Source organism: Microbacterium sp. PF5, assembly GCF_004794315.1.
GTDB lineage: Bacteria > Actinomycetota > Actinomycetes > Actinomycetales > Microbacteriaceae > Microbacterium > Microbacterium sufflavum.
In genome coordinates this window covers 1-15,289 of the sequence record NZ_SSDQ01000176.1, presented here as the reverse complement: position 1 = coordinate 15,289, position 15,289 = coordinate 1, and the positions used below count along the sequence as shown (strand labels likewise).

The following is a 15,289-nucleotide window of genomic DNA, read 5'->3' as shown; positions in this document are numbered from 1 at the left end:
GGGGGTGCAGGTGGTCGACGTCGATCAGGAGTCGGGAGACGTGATCGCGGTCTCGGTGGTCCAGGTGGAGTTCACGCGCTGGCAGGCCCCGTACCTGTCGGTCACGACCGGGGCGGTGTTCTCCGAGGCGCCGTCCGGAGACTCGTATCTGGTGACGACGGGTCCGCCCGGCGATCCGATCCGGGTGGAGATCCCCGATCGCGACCCGGACGGCTGAGCGATCAGTCGGCCGCGGACACCCGGTCGGCGAGGATCGCGCGGCGCCGGTCGCCGATCCGCACGAGGATCAGGGTCGCCTCGGCGTCGCCCTTCAGCGTGAGCATGCGCCGGAACGCCGCGGGATCCACGTCCACCCCGCGCTTCTTGATCTCCAGCCGCCCGATGCCGTTCGCCTTCAACGCCGCGTTGATGCCCTTGGTGTTCATCGGCAGCACGTCCCGCACGCGGAAGCTCTGCACGAACGGGCTCGTCAGGGCGGTGTCCGACGTGAGGTAGGCGATGCGGGGGTCGAGCATGCCCGCGTCGAGGCTGCGCGCGACATCCCCGATCAGGCGGGCGCGGATCACGGCGCCGTCCGGCTCGTGGAGGAACGCGCCGAGGTCGCGCACCGGGGCGTCCTCCGCATCCGCCGCGGCGGTGAGCTCGTGGGACCGGTCGCCGCGGATGAGCAGCGCCGAGCGGCGCACACCGTCTCGCGCGAGCTCGCGCGTCCACACCACGAGCTCGACCACGCTCCCGTCGGCGCTGATCCACTGCGTCTCGGCGTCGTCGGGCAGGGCGTCGCGGTCGTGCGCGGGGCCGAGCTTGATCCCTGTGGGCTGCCGCGCGGCGACCCCGAAGGCCCAGTCGAGCGAGAGGGAGTAGTCGTCCGCGGCGACGCGGCGGGTCTCGCTGTGCCCAGAGGTGCGGCGGGCGGGGTCCATCCATACGGCGCGGCCGGGTCGTGGCTCCCCGAGTGCGTCCTCCGCGGTGTCGTGCCGCACGGTGACGCTGTCGCCGAAGGGCGCGAGGTTGTAGGCGGCGATCGCGGCGGTGACCTCGTCGGCGTCGACCGCCAGCACGTCGAGTCCGGCGCCCGCGAACGCGAGCGCATCACCGCCGATGCCGCAGCCGAGGTCGGCCACGGCCGTCATCCCCGCGCTGCGCAGGCGCTGCGCGTGCCGGGCCGCGACACCCAGGCGCGTGGCCTGTTCGAGGCCGGCCCTGGTGAACAGCATGCGGGCCGCGAAAGGGCCGAACTTCGCGGCGGCCTTCGCCCGCAGGTGCGCCTGGCCGACCACGGCGGAGACGAGGTCGGGGGAGTGCCCGGCCGCGCGCAGACGCGAGACCGCGGCGGCGGCCTCTGCGGTCGAGCCCACCTCGCCGGTGCCGTCGAGCAGTTCGAGGCCGGCGGGGGTCAGCAGGGCACGCAGCTCGGACATCTCCACGCCTTCAGCCTAGGCGCGCGGGGGCGGACGTTCCCGGGCTGGCACTCGCATTGCATGAGTGCCAGCCGACCGCCTACACTGGCATTAGCACTCTCGGGTTGAGAGTGCGAACGAGTCTTTCGTGTCAGCGTCAAGAAAGAAGAGGTAGACCGTGTCGGTTTCCATCAAGCCGCTCGAGGACCGCATCGTCATCAAGCAGGTCGAGGCCGAGCAGACCACCGCGAGTGGCCTGGTCATCCCCGACACCGCCAAGGAGAAGCCCCAGGAGGGCGAGGTCGTGGCGGTCGGCCCCGGCCGCATCGACGACAACGGCAACCGCGTTCCGCTCGACGTCGCCGTCGGCGACCGCGTGCTCTACAGCAAGTACGGCGGCACCGAGGTGAAGTTCGGCGCCGACGAGTTCCTCGTCCTGTCGGCTCGCGACGTCCTCGCGGTCGTCGTCCGCTGATCAGCTGAATCCCGTCCCCGCCGCGCGCGGGGCCACGGATCCGAAGAGGTCCGGATGCCACGGCATCCGGACCTCTTCTGCGTTTCCGCCAATCGTCGGTCACTTCCCGCCGATCTTCCCGAGCGGCCCGGTGACCGGCGCGGTGGGGTCGCGCCGCGGGCATAGGGTTGTGCGGTGACCCCCGAGACCGCCCGCGCCACCCCGACCGCGGGCGTCGTCTACGCCGCGTCCGCCTACGTCTTGTGGGGGGTCCTGCCGCTGTACTTCCTGCTCCTGGCGCCGACGGGCCCGTGGGAGGTCGTCGCGTGGCGCGTGGTGCTGTCCTTCGTGTTCTGCCTGCTGCTGCTCACGGTCACGCGCGGGTGGGCGGCCATTCGCGTGATCCTCCGCACGCCCCGGCTGCTCGGGTGGACGGCACTGGCCGGTCTGCTCATCTACATCAACTGGCAGGTGTTCCTGCTGGGCACGCTCAGCGGCAACGTGGTCGAGACGGCGCTGGGCTACTTCATCAACCCGATCACGACCGTGCTGCTCGGCGTGTTCGTGCTCAAGGAGCGCATCCGCCGGTTGCAGTGGGTCGCGGTGGGCATCGCCGCGATCGCGGTGGTCGTGATCATCGTGGCGTACCGCTCCTTCCCGTGGATCGCACTGTCGCTCACCGCCTCGTTCGGTGTGTACGGGCTCATCAAGAAGAAGATCGGTCCGGCGGTCGACGCGGTGAGCGGGCTCACGCTGGAGTCGTTCTGGCTGCTGCCGATCGCGGTGGTGCAGCTGGTGGTGGTGGCGCAGACCTCCGGCCTCACGATGGGCGCGAACGGTGTGGTGCACGCGCTGCTGCTGGGTTTCGCGGGCGTCGCGACGGCGGTGCCGCTGCTGTTGTTCGCGGCGGGGACGCGCCGCGTGAACCTGGCCGTGATCGGCATGATCCAGTTCCTCACGCCGATCATGCAGTTCCTGATCGGCGTGGTGGTGCTGCACGAGCCGATGCCGCCGGAGCGATGGATCGGGTTCGTGCTCGTGTGGATCGCGATCGCGGTGTTCGTCGCCGACCTGCTGCTGGCCGGGCGGCGGGGACGCCGGATCGCGCGCGCCGCCCTGCTCTGATCCCCGGGCTCGACCGCGGCGACACCGGGTGTCGGATCGTTAACGCACCGAGATACTTGCACCCCCTGCGCGCTGACCTCACGCCCTAGTGTTAGAGCACCCGCCTGTGGTCACAATCCACGTTCAGTCACGCAAGGGAGCATCCATGAACGCACTGAAGGGCTCGCGCACCGCGAAGGTCTTCGCCGGGATCGCGCTGGTCAGCGCATCCGCCATCGTCATCGCCGGCTGCAGCAGCACGCCGAACGCCGAGCCGTCGGAGGGTGGCGGCGACAAGCCGGCCGCCGACCTGACGCTCAAGCTCGGCTCGCTGCTGCCCGCCACCGGATCGCTCGCCTTCCTCGGCGCTCCCATGGAAGCCGGCGTGCAGCTCGCCGTGCAGCAGATCAACGAGGCCGACGCCGGTGTCACGATCGACCTGACCACCGCCGACGAGGGCGACCTCGACAACAAGGCCTACGAGACGTCGATCACCAACCTGCAGAACGCGGGCATCACCGCGATGATCGGTGCCGCGTCGTCGAGCGTCACCAAGCTGATCCTCGACAGCAACGCCGGTGCGGGCATCCTCACCGTCTCGCCGTCGAACACGTCGCCCGACTTCACGGGCATCAACCCGCTGTACTTCCGCACGGCGCCGAGCGACAACCTGCAGGGCGAGGTGCTGGGCAACCAGATCGCCGAGGATGGCCACAAGACGCTGGGCATCATCTACCAGAACGACCCGTACGGCACCGGCCTGTTCGAGGCCATCAAGGCCACGTTCGAGGGCACCGGCGGCGAGGTCGTCGCCGACGCGTCGTACAACCAGGGTGACGGCCAGTTCAACGCCCAGGTGTCGGAGATCGCGGCCGCCAAGCCCGACGCGGTCGCCGTGGTCTCGTACGACCAGTTCGCGACCATCGCGCCGCTGCTCGCCAACGCGGGCATCGACACCGGCTCGCTCTACCTGGTCGACGGAAACCTGAAGGACTGGGGCTCCGACATCCCGGTGAGCCTCGAGGGTTCGAAGGGCACGCGCGCCGGCGCCGAGCTGCCGCAGGACTTCCTCGACCAGCTCAACGAGGTCTGGACGGCCGACGGCAACGACCCGATCGACGCCGTGACCTACTCGGCCGAGGCCTACGACGCCGTGATCCTGATCGCCCTGGCGGCCCTGAAGGCCGGCTCGGTCGAGGGTGCCGACATCGCCGAGCAGATGATCACCGTCTCGGGTGGCGAGGGCGACGGCGAGAAGTGCAAGGACTTCGCCGAGTGCGCCGCGATCATCAACGACGGAGGCACGCCGGACTACGACGGCCTCTCCGGTGAGATCACGTTCGACGAGAACAACGACCCGAAGGGCGCCGCGATCGGCGTCTACGAGTTCGGCGCAGACAACACCACCACGCGGATCAAGTAAGCCGCATAGCGAAGGCCCCAGGCTCCGGCTCGGGGCCTTCGTCGTGTCCCACGGCGGGCACGGCGCGACGCGTTCCGCACGCAGAAGGGCCCGGCATCCGCTGATGCCGGGCCCTTCGCGGCGCGTGTCAGGCGGCGTCGGTGCCGAGCGTTCCCAGGTAGAGGCCGATGACCTTCGGGTCGTTCAGCAGCTCGCGGCCGGTGCCCTCGTAGGCGTCGCGGCCCTGATCGAGCACGTAGCCGCGGTCGCAGATCTGCAGGCAGCGGCGCGCGTTCTGCTCGACCATGATCGTGGTCACGCCCGCCTTGTTGATGTCGGAGACGCGGATGAACGCGTCGTCCTGCCGCACGGGGGAGAGGCCGGCCGACGGCTCGTCGAGCAGCAGCACCGACGGGTCCATCATGAGCGCGCGCGACATGGCCACCATCTGGCGCTCACCGCCGGACAGCGACCCGGCACGCTGCTTGAGGCGCTTGCCGAGTTCGCCGAAGATGCTGGAGACGAACTCCAGCCGCTCCGCGAAGATCTTCGGGTTCTGGTAGAGCCCCATCTCGAGGTTCTCCTGGATCGTGAGCGACGGGAACACGTTGTTCGTCTGCGGGACGAACGCGACACCGCGCGCCACGAGCTTGTCCGCCTTGAGGCCGACGATGCTCTCGCCCTTGACCGTGATGTCGCCGTCGCGCACGTTCACCATGCCGAAGATGGCCTTCAGCAGCGTCGACTTGCCGGCGCCGTTGGGGCCGATGATGCCGATCAGCTCGCCCTTGTGGGCCACGAGGTTCGCGCCGTTGAGGATGTTCACCCCGGGGAGGTACCCGGCGTGCACGTTGGTGAGCTCGACGACCACGTCGTCGTTCTTGATCTCGTTCCGCTCGACGGGCGCGTCGGTCATGGCTTCTCCTCCTCGGCCTCTTCGGCCTCCACCTCGGCTTCGACCTCGGTCTCGATCTGCTCGCGGATGCGCTCCGCGTCGGCGTCCGAGATCACGGGCAGACGTCCGGTCACGGCACCCAGGTCCACGTCCTGATGCGCGCCCAGGTAGGCGTCGACGACCGCGGGGTCCTCCATCACGGTGTCCGGCGGCCCCTCGGCCACGACGCGTCCCTCGGCCATCACGACCACCCAGTCGGCGATGTGACGCACCATGTGCATGTCGTGCTCCACGAACAGCACCGTCATGCCCAGGTCCTTGAGGTCGAGGATGTGGTCGAGCAGCGACTGCGTCAGCGCCGGGTTCACGCCGGCCATGGGCTCGTCGAGCATCACCAGTGTCGGGTTGCTCATCAGTGCGCGCGCCATCTCCAGCAGCTTGCGCTGGCCTCCGGAGAGCGACGCCGCGAAGTCCTGCTCCTTGGCGTCGAGCTTGAACCGCGTCAGCAGCTCGTGGGCGCGCTGTTCGATCTCCTGGTCCTGCTTGCGCCAGAGGAAGGGGAAGAGCCCGGCCCAGAAGCCCTCGCCGCGCTGGTCCTTCGCGCCGAGCTTCATGTTCTCCAGCACGGTCAGCAGCGACAGCGACTTGGTGAGCTGGAACGTGCGCACCTGCCCCATGCGGGCGACCTTGAAGGAGGGGATGCCGGAGAGGTTGGTGCCGTCGAACGACCAGGTGCCGCTGTTGGGCTTGTCGAAGCCGCACAGCAGGTTGAACAGCGTCGTCTTGCCGGCGCCGTTCGGGCCGATCAGGGCCGTGATGGCGCCGCGCGGGATCTCCAGGTGGTCGACGTCGACGGCCGTGAGGCCGCCGAAGCGCCGCTGCACGGCGTCCACGACGAGGATCGGGTCGACCTTCTTGACGCCGGGCACCGCGGGGCCGGCGGTGAGGCCGGTCGTCTTGGCGCGCGGGGTGCTCTTCGCGGGCGTGACCGCCGCGTCGTTCTCACTTGACAAAGGTCATCTCCCTCTTGTTTCCGAGGATGCCCTGCGGGCGGAAGATCACGATCAGCATCAGCACGATGCCGATGAGGATGTACCGCACGACATCGGCCTGCGCGCCCGACATGGGCAGGTAACCGGCGTTCGCCATGGCGGGCAGCAGCGCGCCGAGGAACGCGAACACGATCCAGAACAGCACGGCGCCCAGCGTGGGCCCGAGCACCGTCGCGGCGCCGCCGAGCAGCAGGATCGTCCACAGGAAGAACGTCAGCGACGTGGAGTAGCTGCCGGGGATCACGGCCGACGGCAGGATGAACACGATGCCGCCGAGCGCGCCGATGATGCCGCCGACCACGAGCGCCTGCATCTTGTACGCGAAGACGTTCTTGCCGAGCGAGCGCACCGCGTCCTCGTCCTCGCGGATGCCCTTGAGCACGCGACCCCACGGGCTGCGCATGAGCGCCCACACCACCAGCACCGCGAGGGCCAGGGCGATCAGGCCGACCACGCGCACCCACAGGTCGGTCGCGTTGTAGGTCCAGGGACCGAAGCCGTACGTGCCGGTGGGGAAGGGGTTCGCGTCGCGGAAGCTCTGGTGGTAGCCGGAGAGGCCGCCCGCGGAGTTGGTCCAGTCCTTGAACAGCTCCGTCACGAACATGAGCCTCACGACCTCCGCGGCCGCGATGGTCGCGATGGCGAGGTAGTCGGCGCGCAGCCGCAGCGTGGGGATGCCGAGCAGCAGGGCGAACAGGGCCCCACCCAGCACGCCGACCAGCACGCCCGCCCACCAGGGGAAGCCGAACGTGAGGATCGAGATCGCGTAGCCGTAGCCGCCGATCGCCATGAACGCGGCCATGCCGAAGTTGAGCAGTCCGGTGTAGCCGAAGTGCACCGCGAGGCCGGTCGCCGCGAGCGCGTACGCGATCGTCGTCGGGCTGAACAGATAGGAGGCGGTGTTGCCGAAGATGCTTCCGAAGTCCATGTGTCAGCCCAACCTTTCCTTGCGTCCGAGGATGCCCTGCGGTCGCACGAGCAGGATGATGATCAGCGCGACCAGGGCGCTGGCGTACTTGAGGTCGGAGGGGACGCCCAGCAGCGTGGACACCTCCACCGCGAGCCCGACGATGATCGAGCCGATCAGGGCGCCGATCGCCGAACCCAGGCCGCCGAGGGTGATGGCGCAGAACATCAGCAGCAGCATCTGCATGCCCATGTCCCACTTCACTCCCGGGCGGAAGTAGGCCCAGAGGATGCCCGAGATGGCGGCGAGCGTGCCGGCGAGGATCCACACGATGCGGATGACCTTGTCGACGTCGATGCCGGAGGCGGCCGCGAGCTGCGGGTTGTCCGAGATCGCCCTCGTCGCCTTGCCCGTCCGGGTGCGGGTGAGGAAGAACGCGACGCCGAGGATGACGATGATGCTGGTGGCCATGCCGATCATGTCGATGTACGACAGCGAGATCGGCCCGAGGCGGATCGGCTCGGGGCTCGCGCCGGGGAGCTGGTAGGTGTTGCCGCCGATGATGTACTGCAGCGTGTACCGCAGCGCGAGCGAGAGGCCGATGCTCACGATCATGAGCTGCACCACCCCGAGGCCCTTGCGGCGCAGCGGCTTCCAGATGCCGGCGTCGAGCGCCCAGCCCAGGGCCGCGCCGCCGATCACCGCCGCGATGATGCCCGCCCACAGCGGCAGCTGCCAGAAGGTCGTGAACACGAGGGTGATCACGGCACCCCAGGTCACCATCTCGCCGTGCGCGAAGTTCGACAGCCGTGTGGTGCCGTAGATGAGAGCGGCGCCCATCGACGCCAGGCCGAGCAGGAGCCCGAAGTTCAGGCCGCCCACGATGCGCGACAGCAGCTGATCGAGGAACGACACCGTGACCCGCTCGCCCGCGCCGAGGAAGAGGTTGACGATCTTGGTGCCGGTGAGCCCGAACTCCAGTTCGAACGAGGCCGTCGTGCCCGACACCGGCTGGATGCCCTCCGGCAGCTGCGAGGCGTCGACGATCACACCGTCGGGGAGCGTGGACTCGTCCACCGTCAGGGTGTACGTCTCCTTCTCCGGCACGTACAGGCGCCACTTGCCCTCGGCGTCGGTCTCGGTCTCGGCCTCGAAGCCGTTGCCCTCGATCGACATGACCACGCCCTCGACGGGCTCATCGGCGTTGGTGACCACACCCGCGAAGTAGAAGTCGGTGACCTCTTGCCCGTCGTCGGTGGTGTCGGCGGAGGCCGCTGAGGGAGGGAGCAGCAGTGAGGCCGCGAGCGCCATGAGGATTCCCAAGAAGACGAAAGCCCAGGGGCGCTTCCGCGGTCCGGCGAGTGCTGTGGGTCCCACGCAACCTCCACTGTGAGTGCTGTCTCCGCGGACTCGGGTCGAACCGCGGGGATGGACGACGCACTTGAGCGTAATGGGCGATCCGCGAATCACCTACCTCTCGGGCCAACGGTCCGGTAACGACGGGGGACTGGGAATGTTCTCGGGCGTGTCTCGCTTAGAATCTGCATACGGGCACAGCCCCGCCCCGGCCGATGTCGACCACCCACTCGCACCCGGACCCGCGCCACGCGCGCAGGAGGAGATTCCATGGACCAGCACGATCCCTTCGGCTTCGTCGGACTGACCTACGATGACGTTCTGCTCCTGCCGGGGCATACCGACGTCATCCCCAGTGAGGCTGACACGTCGTCGCGGATCACGCGTCGCATCTCCGTCGCGACGCCCCTGCTGTCCAGCGCCATGGACACCGTCACCGAGTCGCGCATGGCCATCGCGATGGCGCGCGAGGGCGGCATCGGCATCCTGCACCGCAACCTGTCGATCGCCGACCAGGCCGCTCACGTCGACCGCGTCAAGCGCAGCGAGTCGGGCATGATCACCGACCCCATCACCACGACCGCCGACGCGACGGTGGAGGAGGTCGACGCGCTGTGCGCCAAGTACCGCATCTCGGGCCTTCCCGTGGTCGACGCCGAGGGCCGCCTGGTGGGCATCATCACGAACCGCGACATGCGGTTCGTCTCGGGTTTCGAGCGTCAGACCACGTTCGTGAAAGACGTCATGACGAGCGAGAACCTCGTCACCGCACCGGTGGGCGTCGCGGCGGGCGAGGTCATCGCCCTGTTCGCGAAGCACCGCGTGGAGAAGCTGCCGCTGATCGACGAGGACGGCAAGCTCGCCGGGCTCATCACCATCAAGGACTTCGACAAGAGCGAGAAGTACCCGCTCGCGACCAAGGACGACCAGGGCCGCCTGCGCGTCGGTGCGGCGATCGGCTTCTTCGGCGACGCGTGGGAGCGGGCCGAGGCGCTGCGTGACGCGGGCGTCGACGTGCTCGTGGTCGACACGGCCAACGGCCAGTCGCAGGGCGTGATCGACCTGGTCAAGCGCCTCAAGGCCGACGAGTCCTTCGCCCACATCGACGTGATCGGCGGCAACGTCGCGACGCGTGAGGGCGCACAGGCGCTGGTCGACGCGGGCGTCGACGCGGTCAAGGTCGGCGTCGGCCCCGGCTCCATCTGCACCACGCGCGTGGTCGCGGGCGTCGGAGTGCCGCAGGTGACCGCCGTGTACGAGGCGTCGCTCGCCGCCCGTCCGGCCGGCATCCCCGTGATCGCCGACGGTGGCCTGCAGTACTCGGGCGACATCGCGAAGGCCCTCGTCGCGGGCGCCGACGCGGTCATGCTCGGTTCGCTGCTCGCCGGAACCGACGAGTCGCCGGGCGAGATCGTGTTCCAGTCGGGCAAGCAGTTCAAGCAGTACCGCGGCATGGGCTCGCTCGGGGCGATGCAGACCCGCGGCAAGCAGACCTCCTACTCCAAGGACCGCTACTTCCAGGCCGACGTGCCCAGCGACGACAAGCTGATCCCCGAGGGCATCGAGGGGCAGGTGCCGTACCGCGGCCCGCTCTCCGCCGTCGCCTACCAGCTCGTCGGCGGGCTGCGGCAGTCGATGTTCTACGTCGGCGCCCGCACGATCGAGGAGCTCAAGGCCCGCGGCAAGTTCGTGCGCATCACCTCGGCCGGGCTCAAGGAGTCGCACCCGCACGACGTGCAGATCGTGGTCGAGGCGCCCAACTACAAGAAGTGAACAGCGCCCCGCACCGGGGCGACGACGAGGGGCCGGATGCGCGCAGCATCCGGCCCCTCGTGTGTGTGTGTTGCGGGTTCAGCCGCAGCGGTAGGTGACGCCGCCGACCTCCCACACGCCGGGGCCGAGCTCGGCGCACATCCCGAAGATGCCCGCGAACACGGTCACCAGCAGGATGATGCCGATGATCTCCAGGATGGTCAGCACCGCGCCGACGATGATGCCGGCGATCGCGAGGCCCTTCGGCGCGTGCGCCTTCCCCAGCTGCACCGCGGCGATGATGCTGAGGATGAGGCCGATCGGCGGCAGCAGGAACGCCAGCACGAGTCCGACGATCGACAGCACGCGTCCGGGAGGCGAGGCCGGCGCGGTCTGGCCGTAGGCGCCGGGAGCCGCGGGACCGGGCGGCGGCGGGTACGCGGCGGCCGGGTCGTTCGCGGGGGTGCTGTTCCAGGCGGGGGGAGGGGTGTCGGGCTGCGACGCCTCGGGGGGCGGGGGGTTCGTCATGATCTCTCCTCGGTTGAGCGTGCGTAGCCCAGAGCGTAGCGACGGCGCCGTCGGCGTGCCATCCCCTCGCATCAGCGCGGTCGTGCGAGGTTCGCCGCGTTCACGAGGTACGAGCACCGGATGGCGACGACATACTTCTCGTCACTCGACAGCGGGCGGTCACCGGCGAGCACGGTCTGGACGACGTCCGTGGAGAGACCGGTCAATCGCGCGATGTTCCCCGGGGTGAGGTGCAGTGCTCCGGTGAGGGATTCGAGGGTCGCGCGGAGCCGATCATCGTCGCCGATCCCGCTGGCCTCCGTGAGTTGGGCCACGAGCGCGGAGAGACGAGCCGCTTCGTGCCCGGTGAGCACAGCCGGTGACGAGTCCATTCCGACGGCCGCCGGTGCTACGACGAGGAGCTTCCGTAGCCTCACGTGATCGATACCCGTCATCGCCTCGAGCGCCTTCATCGTGATGGCACCTTCTTCGAGGAGGCGAGCCAGTTCACGGGAAACGTCGAAGCTGGTCGTTGACATGCTCACTCCGGGTCAGGGGTAGATGTACAAGGTGTTGTTCGGTACGACATGAGCCACGATAACCTCGGCGAAATCCGCCGTTCCGGTGAGCGTGCCGAGTACCTGTGGTTGTGGCGGGTGCTCGTCTGTGCTTCCGCGGGGGAGGGGCGGGGCGTAGCGTGCGGGTATGTGCCGGAACATCGTGCCCCTGAACAACCTGGCCCCCGCGGCGACCGATGAGGAGTGCCACGACGCGGCGCTCCAGTTCGTCCGCAAGATCTCCGGGGCGACGGCGCCCTCGCGCGTCAACAGGGACGTGTTCGATCGCGCCGTCGAGGAGATCGCTGCGGCCACGCGACGGCTGCTGGACGACCTCGTGACGACCGCGCCGCCCAAGAACCGGGAGGCGGAGGCGGCCAAGCGCCAGGCCCGCTCGGCCGAGCGATACGAGGCCATCCGGGTGTACCAGCAGGAGAAGCGGGCGGCGCGGGCGGCGACCTGACGCCGCTGCGCGGCCGGGTCTGCCCGCCTGTGCCAGAATCGACGTACCCCGCTCGACTTTCCCCGCGGATCCGGTGATGAAGGCACCGGGATCGCGACGCCGGCCCCCACCGGCAGGGAAGCTCCCCAAGGAGAGCCGTACATGTCTGAGGACGCCCCCCGCATTCTCGTCGTCGACGACGACCACGATGTCGCCCTGCTGGTGAAGACCGTGCTGGAGCGCCGTGCCGGCTGCATCGTCGACCTCGCGGAAGACGGGCGCTCCGCGATCGACCGCGTCGCCGAGGTGCGCCCCGACGTGGTCGTCACCGACATCGAGATGCCGGGTCTCAGCGGCCTCGAGCTGCTCGCCGAGCTGCGCCGCACGATCCCCACCGTGCCGGTGATCGTGATGACCGCGCACGTCTCGGTCGAATACGCCGTGTCCGCCCTGCGCGCGCAGGCCGACGAGTTCCTCACCAAGCCGCTCGACAACGCCCGGCTCGTGGAAGCCGTGACCCGCCTGGTGGAGGAGGGCCGACGGCGACGCGAGGAGGCGAGGACGACCGAGGTGGTGCTCGCGATCGGCGCCCACCCCGACGACGTCGAGATCGGGGTCGGCGGCATCCTCGCGGCCCACGCCGCCGCCGGCGACGCGATCACGATCCTCACCCTGTCCCGCGGAGCCAGGGGCGGAGACGCCGACAGCCGCCAGAACGAGTCGCTCGCCGCGGCCGAGCGGATCGGCGCCCGCCTGTTCCTGAAAGACCTCGTCGACACGGAGATCTCCGGCGGCGGCTCCACCGTGCGGCTGATCGAAGAGGTCGTGCGCGAGATCCAGCCGACCATCGTCTACACGCACTCCCCGCACGATCGGCACCAGGACCATCGCGCCGTGAGCGAGGCCACGATCGTCGCGACCCGTCGTGTCGGCACCGTCGCGTGCTACCAGAGCCCCTCCTCGACGATCGACTACCGGCCGACGCGCTTCGTGCGCATCGACCGCTTCCTCGACGAGAAGCTGCGCCTGCTGGAGTGCTTCCAGTCGCAGGCCGCCGCGAGCCGTGACTACCTCGCCCCCGAGTTCGTCACCGCGACCGCGCGGTACTGGTCGCGATTCGGCGGGGGCGACGCGGTGGAGCCGCTGGAAGTGGTGCGCGAGACGGCGGAGTTCGTCGGCGCACACGAACTCACACGACGGGAGAGCTGAATGACGCAGCGCGTGCTGGTGACCGGGGCGGGCGGACCGGCCGGGGTGGCGGTGATCCGCTCCCTGCTCCGTCGCTCCGACCTGACGGTGTTCGCCGCCGACATGGACGGCTGGGCGAGCGGGATCTACCTGGTGCCGCCGGAGCAGCGTCGCCTGGTGCCGCCCGGACGCGACGACGACTTCGTGCCCGCGATCGCACGACTCGTGGCCGAGGACGACCTCGACCTCGTGATCTCCACCGTCGACGTGGAGCTCATCGCGCTCGCGGACCGCCGGGACGAGCTGGCTCCTGCGGTGCTGGCCGCGCCCTCGTCGGACACGCTGCACACGGCCCTCGACAAGCTCGCCCTCGCGGAGCGCTGCGCCCCGACCGGACGCACCCCGCGCACCGTGCTCGCCGGTCCCGACGCCGCCGCGGTCGACTGGGAGTTCCCGGTGTTCGCCAAGCCGCGCCAGGGAGCGGGCAGCCGGGGCATCCGCCTCGTGCCCGACCGCGCCGCGCTCGACGCCCTGCCGACCGACGAGGGCCTCATCGTGCAGGACTTCCTGCCCGGCGAGGAGTACTCGGTCGACGTGATCTCCGACGCCTCCGGTGCAGTGGTCGCCGCGGTGCCGCGCACCAGGGCGAGGGTCGACTCGGGCGTCGCGATCGCCGGACGCACCCTGCGCGACCCCGAGCTGGAGGAGACCGCGTCCGCGATCGCCCGGGCGATCGGCCTGGTGGGCGTCGCCAACGTGCAGCTGCGCCGCGACCGCGACGGCCGTGCCGTGCTGCTCGAGGTCAACCCGCGCTTCCCCGGCGCGCTCCCGCTGACGATCGCCGCCGGCGTGGACATCCCGTCGCTGGTCGCCGACCTGTTCCTGGGCCGCGAGCTGCCCGTGCAGGTGCCGTTCCGCGAGGTCGCGTCGGTGCGGTTCCTGGAAGACGTGATCGTCGAGGTCGACGACGTGCTCGTCTCGGAGCACGCCGGTCATCAGGAGGACGTATGAGTCACGCGGTGCTCCGGGGGGACCATCACGTGCACTCCACCTTCTCCGACGACGCGGTCTCCACACTCGAGGAGAACGTGGCGGCCGCGGTCGCCGCGGGGCTCGACACCGTGCGCCTGGTGGATCACGTGCGCCAGAGCACGACCTGGGTGCCGGAGTACCTCGCCGCCGTCCGCGCCCTGCGAATGCCGGACGGGCTCACGGTGCTGACGGGCGTGGAGGCCAAGATCCTCGACGCGTCCGGAGCGCTCGACATCCCCGCGCTCCCCGCCGGCATCGACCGCATCCTGATCGCCGACCACCAGTTCCCGGGCGAGGACGGGCCGCTCGGCCCCACCGCGGTCCGCGAACGCATCGCCGCGGGCTGGGCGGCCGACGACGTGCTCGACCAGTTCGTGGGGGCCGTCGTGGCGACCATGCACCGCCACCCCGGCAATCAGCTCGCGCACTGCTTCTCGATCCTGCCCAAGATCGGCCTGTCCGAGGAGCAGCTGGGCGCCGAACGGCTGCGCGAGTGGGCACGCGCCGCCGCGGCCACCGGCACGCTCGTCGAGGTGAACGAGAAGTGGGCGTGCCCCGGGCCCGACGCACTGGCCGCCCTGCGTGACGCGGGCGCCGAGGTCGTGGCGTCGACCGACAGCCACGTGGCCACCGACGTCGGCCGCTACTCCCGCATCCTTCCGCTGCTCGACGGCGTGGAGGTGACCGGCTGATGCCCGACCTCGCCTGGTACGAGACCGTGATCGTGGTCGTCCTGCTGCTGTGCGTGCTCGTGGGCACGCTGCCCGTCATCAACACGGGCCTGCAGTTCCTGGCGCTCCCGCTGCACGCGTTCCGGAACCACTACCCGAAGGCCGCCCCATACCACCCGAACGTCGCGGTGGTGATCCCGGCGTGGAACGAGGGCATGGTGATCGGCCCCGCGATCGAGAGGCTGCTGCAGCTGGAGTACCCGGCGGAGCGGCTGCGCGTGTTCGTGGTCGACGACGCCTCCACCGACGACACCCCCGAGATCGTGGCGCAGAAGGCCGCGGCATACCCCGGACGGGTCGTGCATCTGCGGCGCGAGCAGGGCGGCCAGGGCAAGGCGCACACGCTCAACCACGGGCTCGACGTGGTGCTCGCGGACGACTGGACCGAGGCCGTGCTCATCATGGACGCCGACGTGATCTTCGCGCGCGACTCGCTGCGCAAGCTCACGCGTCACCTCGCCGACGAGAAGGTCGGCGCGGTCACGGCGTACATCGCGGAGGGCAGCCGCG

The 15,289-nt window shown here is 69.9% G+C and carries 17 protein-coding genes; 10 read left to right on the top strand and 7 right to left on the bottom strand.

What is annotated here, in order from left to right; all coding sequences use genetic code 11:
* Positions 1-217, top strand: a 217-nt coding sequence (locus DW297_RS18655; RefSeq protein ID WP_205828330.1) for a hypothetical protein, incomplete at its 5' end; no start/stop codon positions are given.
* 4 nt (positions 218-221) lie between these two features.
* Here the strand turns inward: DW297_RS18655 and DW297_RS18650 are convergent.
* Positions 222-1,427: a class I SAM-dependent methyltransferase gene (locus tag DW297_RS18650; RefSeq protein ID WP_136035193.1), complete on the bottom strand. Its 1,206-nt coding sequence runs from the start codon at positions 1,425-1,427 to the stop codon at positions 222-224.
* A gap of 151 nt (positions 1,428-1,578) precedes the next feature.
* On the opposite strand from DW297_RS18650, the gene groES reads away from it, so the two are divergent.
* The 3 genes from groES to DW297_RS18635 all read left to right on the top strand — a co-directional run bounded on the left by groES (position 1,579) and on the right by DW297_RS18635 (position 4,381).
* The gene (gene groES, locus DW297_RS18645; protein ID WP_017203655.1) at positions 1,579-1,875 is read left to right on the top strand and encodes a co-chaperone GroES; all 297 of its coding nucleotides are present in this window, start codon (positions 1,579-1,581) and stop codon (positions 1,873-1,875) included.
* A gap of 174 nt (positions 1,876-2,049) precedes the next feature.
* Positions 2,050-2,979 carry an EamA family transporter RarD gene (gene rarD / locus DW297_RS18640; RefSeq protein ID WP_136035192.1) on the top strand — a complete coding sequence of 310 codons (930 nt, stop codon included), beginning with the start codon at positions 2,050-2,052 and terminating at the stop codon, positions 2,977-2,979.
* A gap of 145 nt (positions 2,980-3,124) precedes the next feature.
* Positions 3,125-4,381 carry an ABC transporter substrate-binding protein gene (locus tag DW297_RS18635; protein ID WP_136035191.1) on the top strand — a complete coding sequence of 419 codons (1,257 nt, stop codon included), beginning with the start codon at positions 3,125-3,127 and terminating at the stop codon, positions 4,379-4,381.
* Positions 4,382-4,508: 127 nt separating this feature from the next.
* On the opposite strand, the gene DW297_RS18630 is transcribed toward DW297_RS18635, so the two are convergent.
* Genes DW297_RS18630 through DW297_RS18615 form a run of 4 tightly spaced genes read right to left on the bottom strand, consistent with a single transcriptional unit; the run spans position 4,509 to position 8,525 of the window.
* The gene (locus tag DW297_RS18630; protein ID WP_136035190.1) at positions 4,509-5,276 is read right to left on the bottom strand and encodes an ABC transporter ATP-binding protein; all 768 of its coding nucleotides are present in this window, start codon (positions 5,274-5,276) and stop codon (positions 4,509-4,511) included.
* Entirely contained in the window at positions 5,273-6,268 is a 996-nt protein-coding gene (locus DW297_RS18625; protein ID WP_168387197.1) for an ABC transporter ATP-binding protein, read from the bottom strand. Before DW297_RS18625 ends, DW297_RS18630 begins: the two co-directional genes overlap by 4 nt.
* Positions 6,258-7,235, bottom strand: a complete 978-nt coding sequence (locus DW297_RS18620; RefSeq protein ID WP_136035189.1) for a branched-chain amino acid ABC transporter permease — start codon at positions 7,233-7,235, stop codon at positions 6,258-6,260. Before DW297_RS18620 ends, DW297_RS18625 begins: the two co-directional genes overlap by 11 nt.
* 3 nt (positions 7,236-7,238) lie before the next feature.
* On the bottom strand, positions 7,239-8,525 hold the full coding sequence (locus tag DW297_RS18615; protein WP_136035188.1) for a branched-chain amino acid ABC transporter permease: 1,287 nt from the start codon (positions 8,523-8,525) through the stop codon (positions 7,239-7,241).
* A gap of 315 nt (positions 8,526-8,840) precedes the next feature.
* Between DW297_RS18615 and guaB the strand changes: the two genes are divergently transcribed.
* Positions 8,841-10,343, top strand: coding sequence for an IMP dehydrogenase (gene guaB, locus DW297_RS18610; RefSeq protein WP_136035187.1), 1,503 nt, complete (start codon positions 8,841-8,843; stop codon positions 10,341-10,343).
* Between the two features lie 78 nt (positions 10,344-10,421).
* Here the strand turns inward: guaB and DW297_RS18605 are convergent, their stop codons facing one another.
* Both DW297_RS18605 and DW297_RS18600 read right to left on the bottom strand, forming a co-directional pair.
* Positions 10,422-10,850, bottom strand: coding sequence for a DUF4190 domain-containing protein (locus DW297_RS18605; RefSeq protein ID WP_136035186.1), 429 nt, complete (start codon positions 10,848-10,850; stop codon positions 10,422-10,424).
* 71 nt (positions 10,851-10,921) lie between these two features.
* Positions 10,922-11,368, bottom strand: coding sequence for an HTH domain-containing protein (locus DW297_RS18600; RefSeq protein ID WP_136035185.1), 447 nt, complete (start codon positions 11,366-11,368; stop codon positions 10,922-10,924).
* A gap of 166 nt (positions 11,369-11,534) precedes the next feature.
* On the opposite strand from DW297_RS18600, the gene DW297_RS18595 reads away from it, so the two are divergent.
* From DW297_RS18595 to DW297_RS18575, 5 genes are all read left to right on the top strand, one after another.
* Positions 11,535-11,849 carry a DUF2277 domain-containing protein gene (locus DW297_RS18595; protein ID WP_136035184.1) on the top strand — a complete coding sequence of 105 codons (315 nt, stop codon included), beginning with the start codon at positions 11,535-11,537 and terminating at the stop codon, positions 11,847-11,849.
* 141 nt (positions 11,850-11,990) lie between these two features.
* Entirely contained in the window at positions 11,991-13,037 is a 1,047-nt protein-coding gene (locus tag DW297_RS18590) for a response regulator (protein WP_136035183.1), read from the top strand.
* On the top strand, positions 13,038-14,027 hold the full coding sequence (locus DW297_RS18585; protein ID WP_136035182.1) for an ATP-grasp domain-containing protein: 990 nt from the start codon (positions 13,038-13,040) through the stop codon (positions 14,025-14,027).
* Positions 14,024-14,740, top strand: coding sequence for a PHP domain-containing protein (locus DW297_RS18580; protein ID WP_136035181.1), 717 nt, complete (start codon positions 14,024-14,026; stop codon positions 14,738-14,740). The genes DW297_RS18585 and DW297_RS18580 overlap by 4 nt, the downstream gene beginning before the upstream one ends.
* Positions 14,740-15,289, top strand: a 550-nt coding sequence (locus DW297_RS18575) for a glycosyltransferase family 2 protein (protein WP_136035180.1), incomplete at its 3' end; no start/stop codon positions are given. The genes DW297_RS18580 and DW297_RS18575, both read left to right, overlap by 1 nt.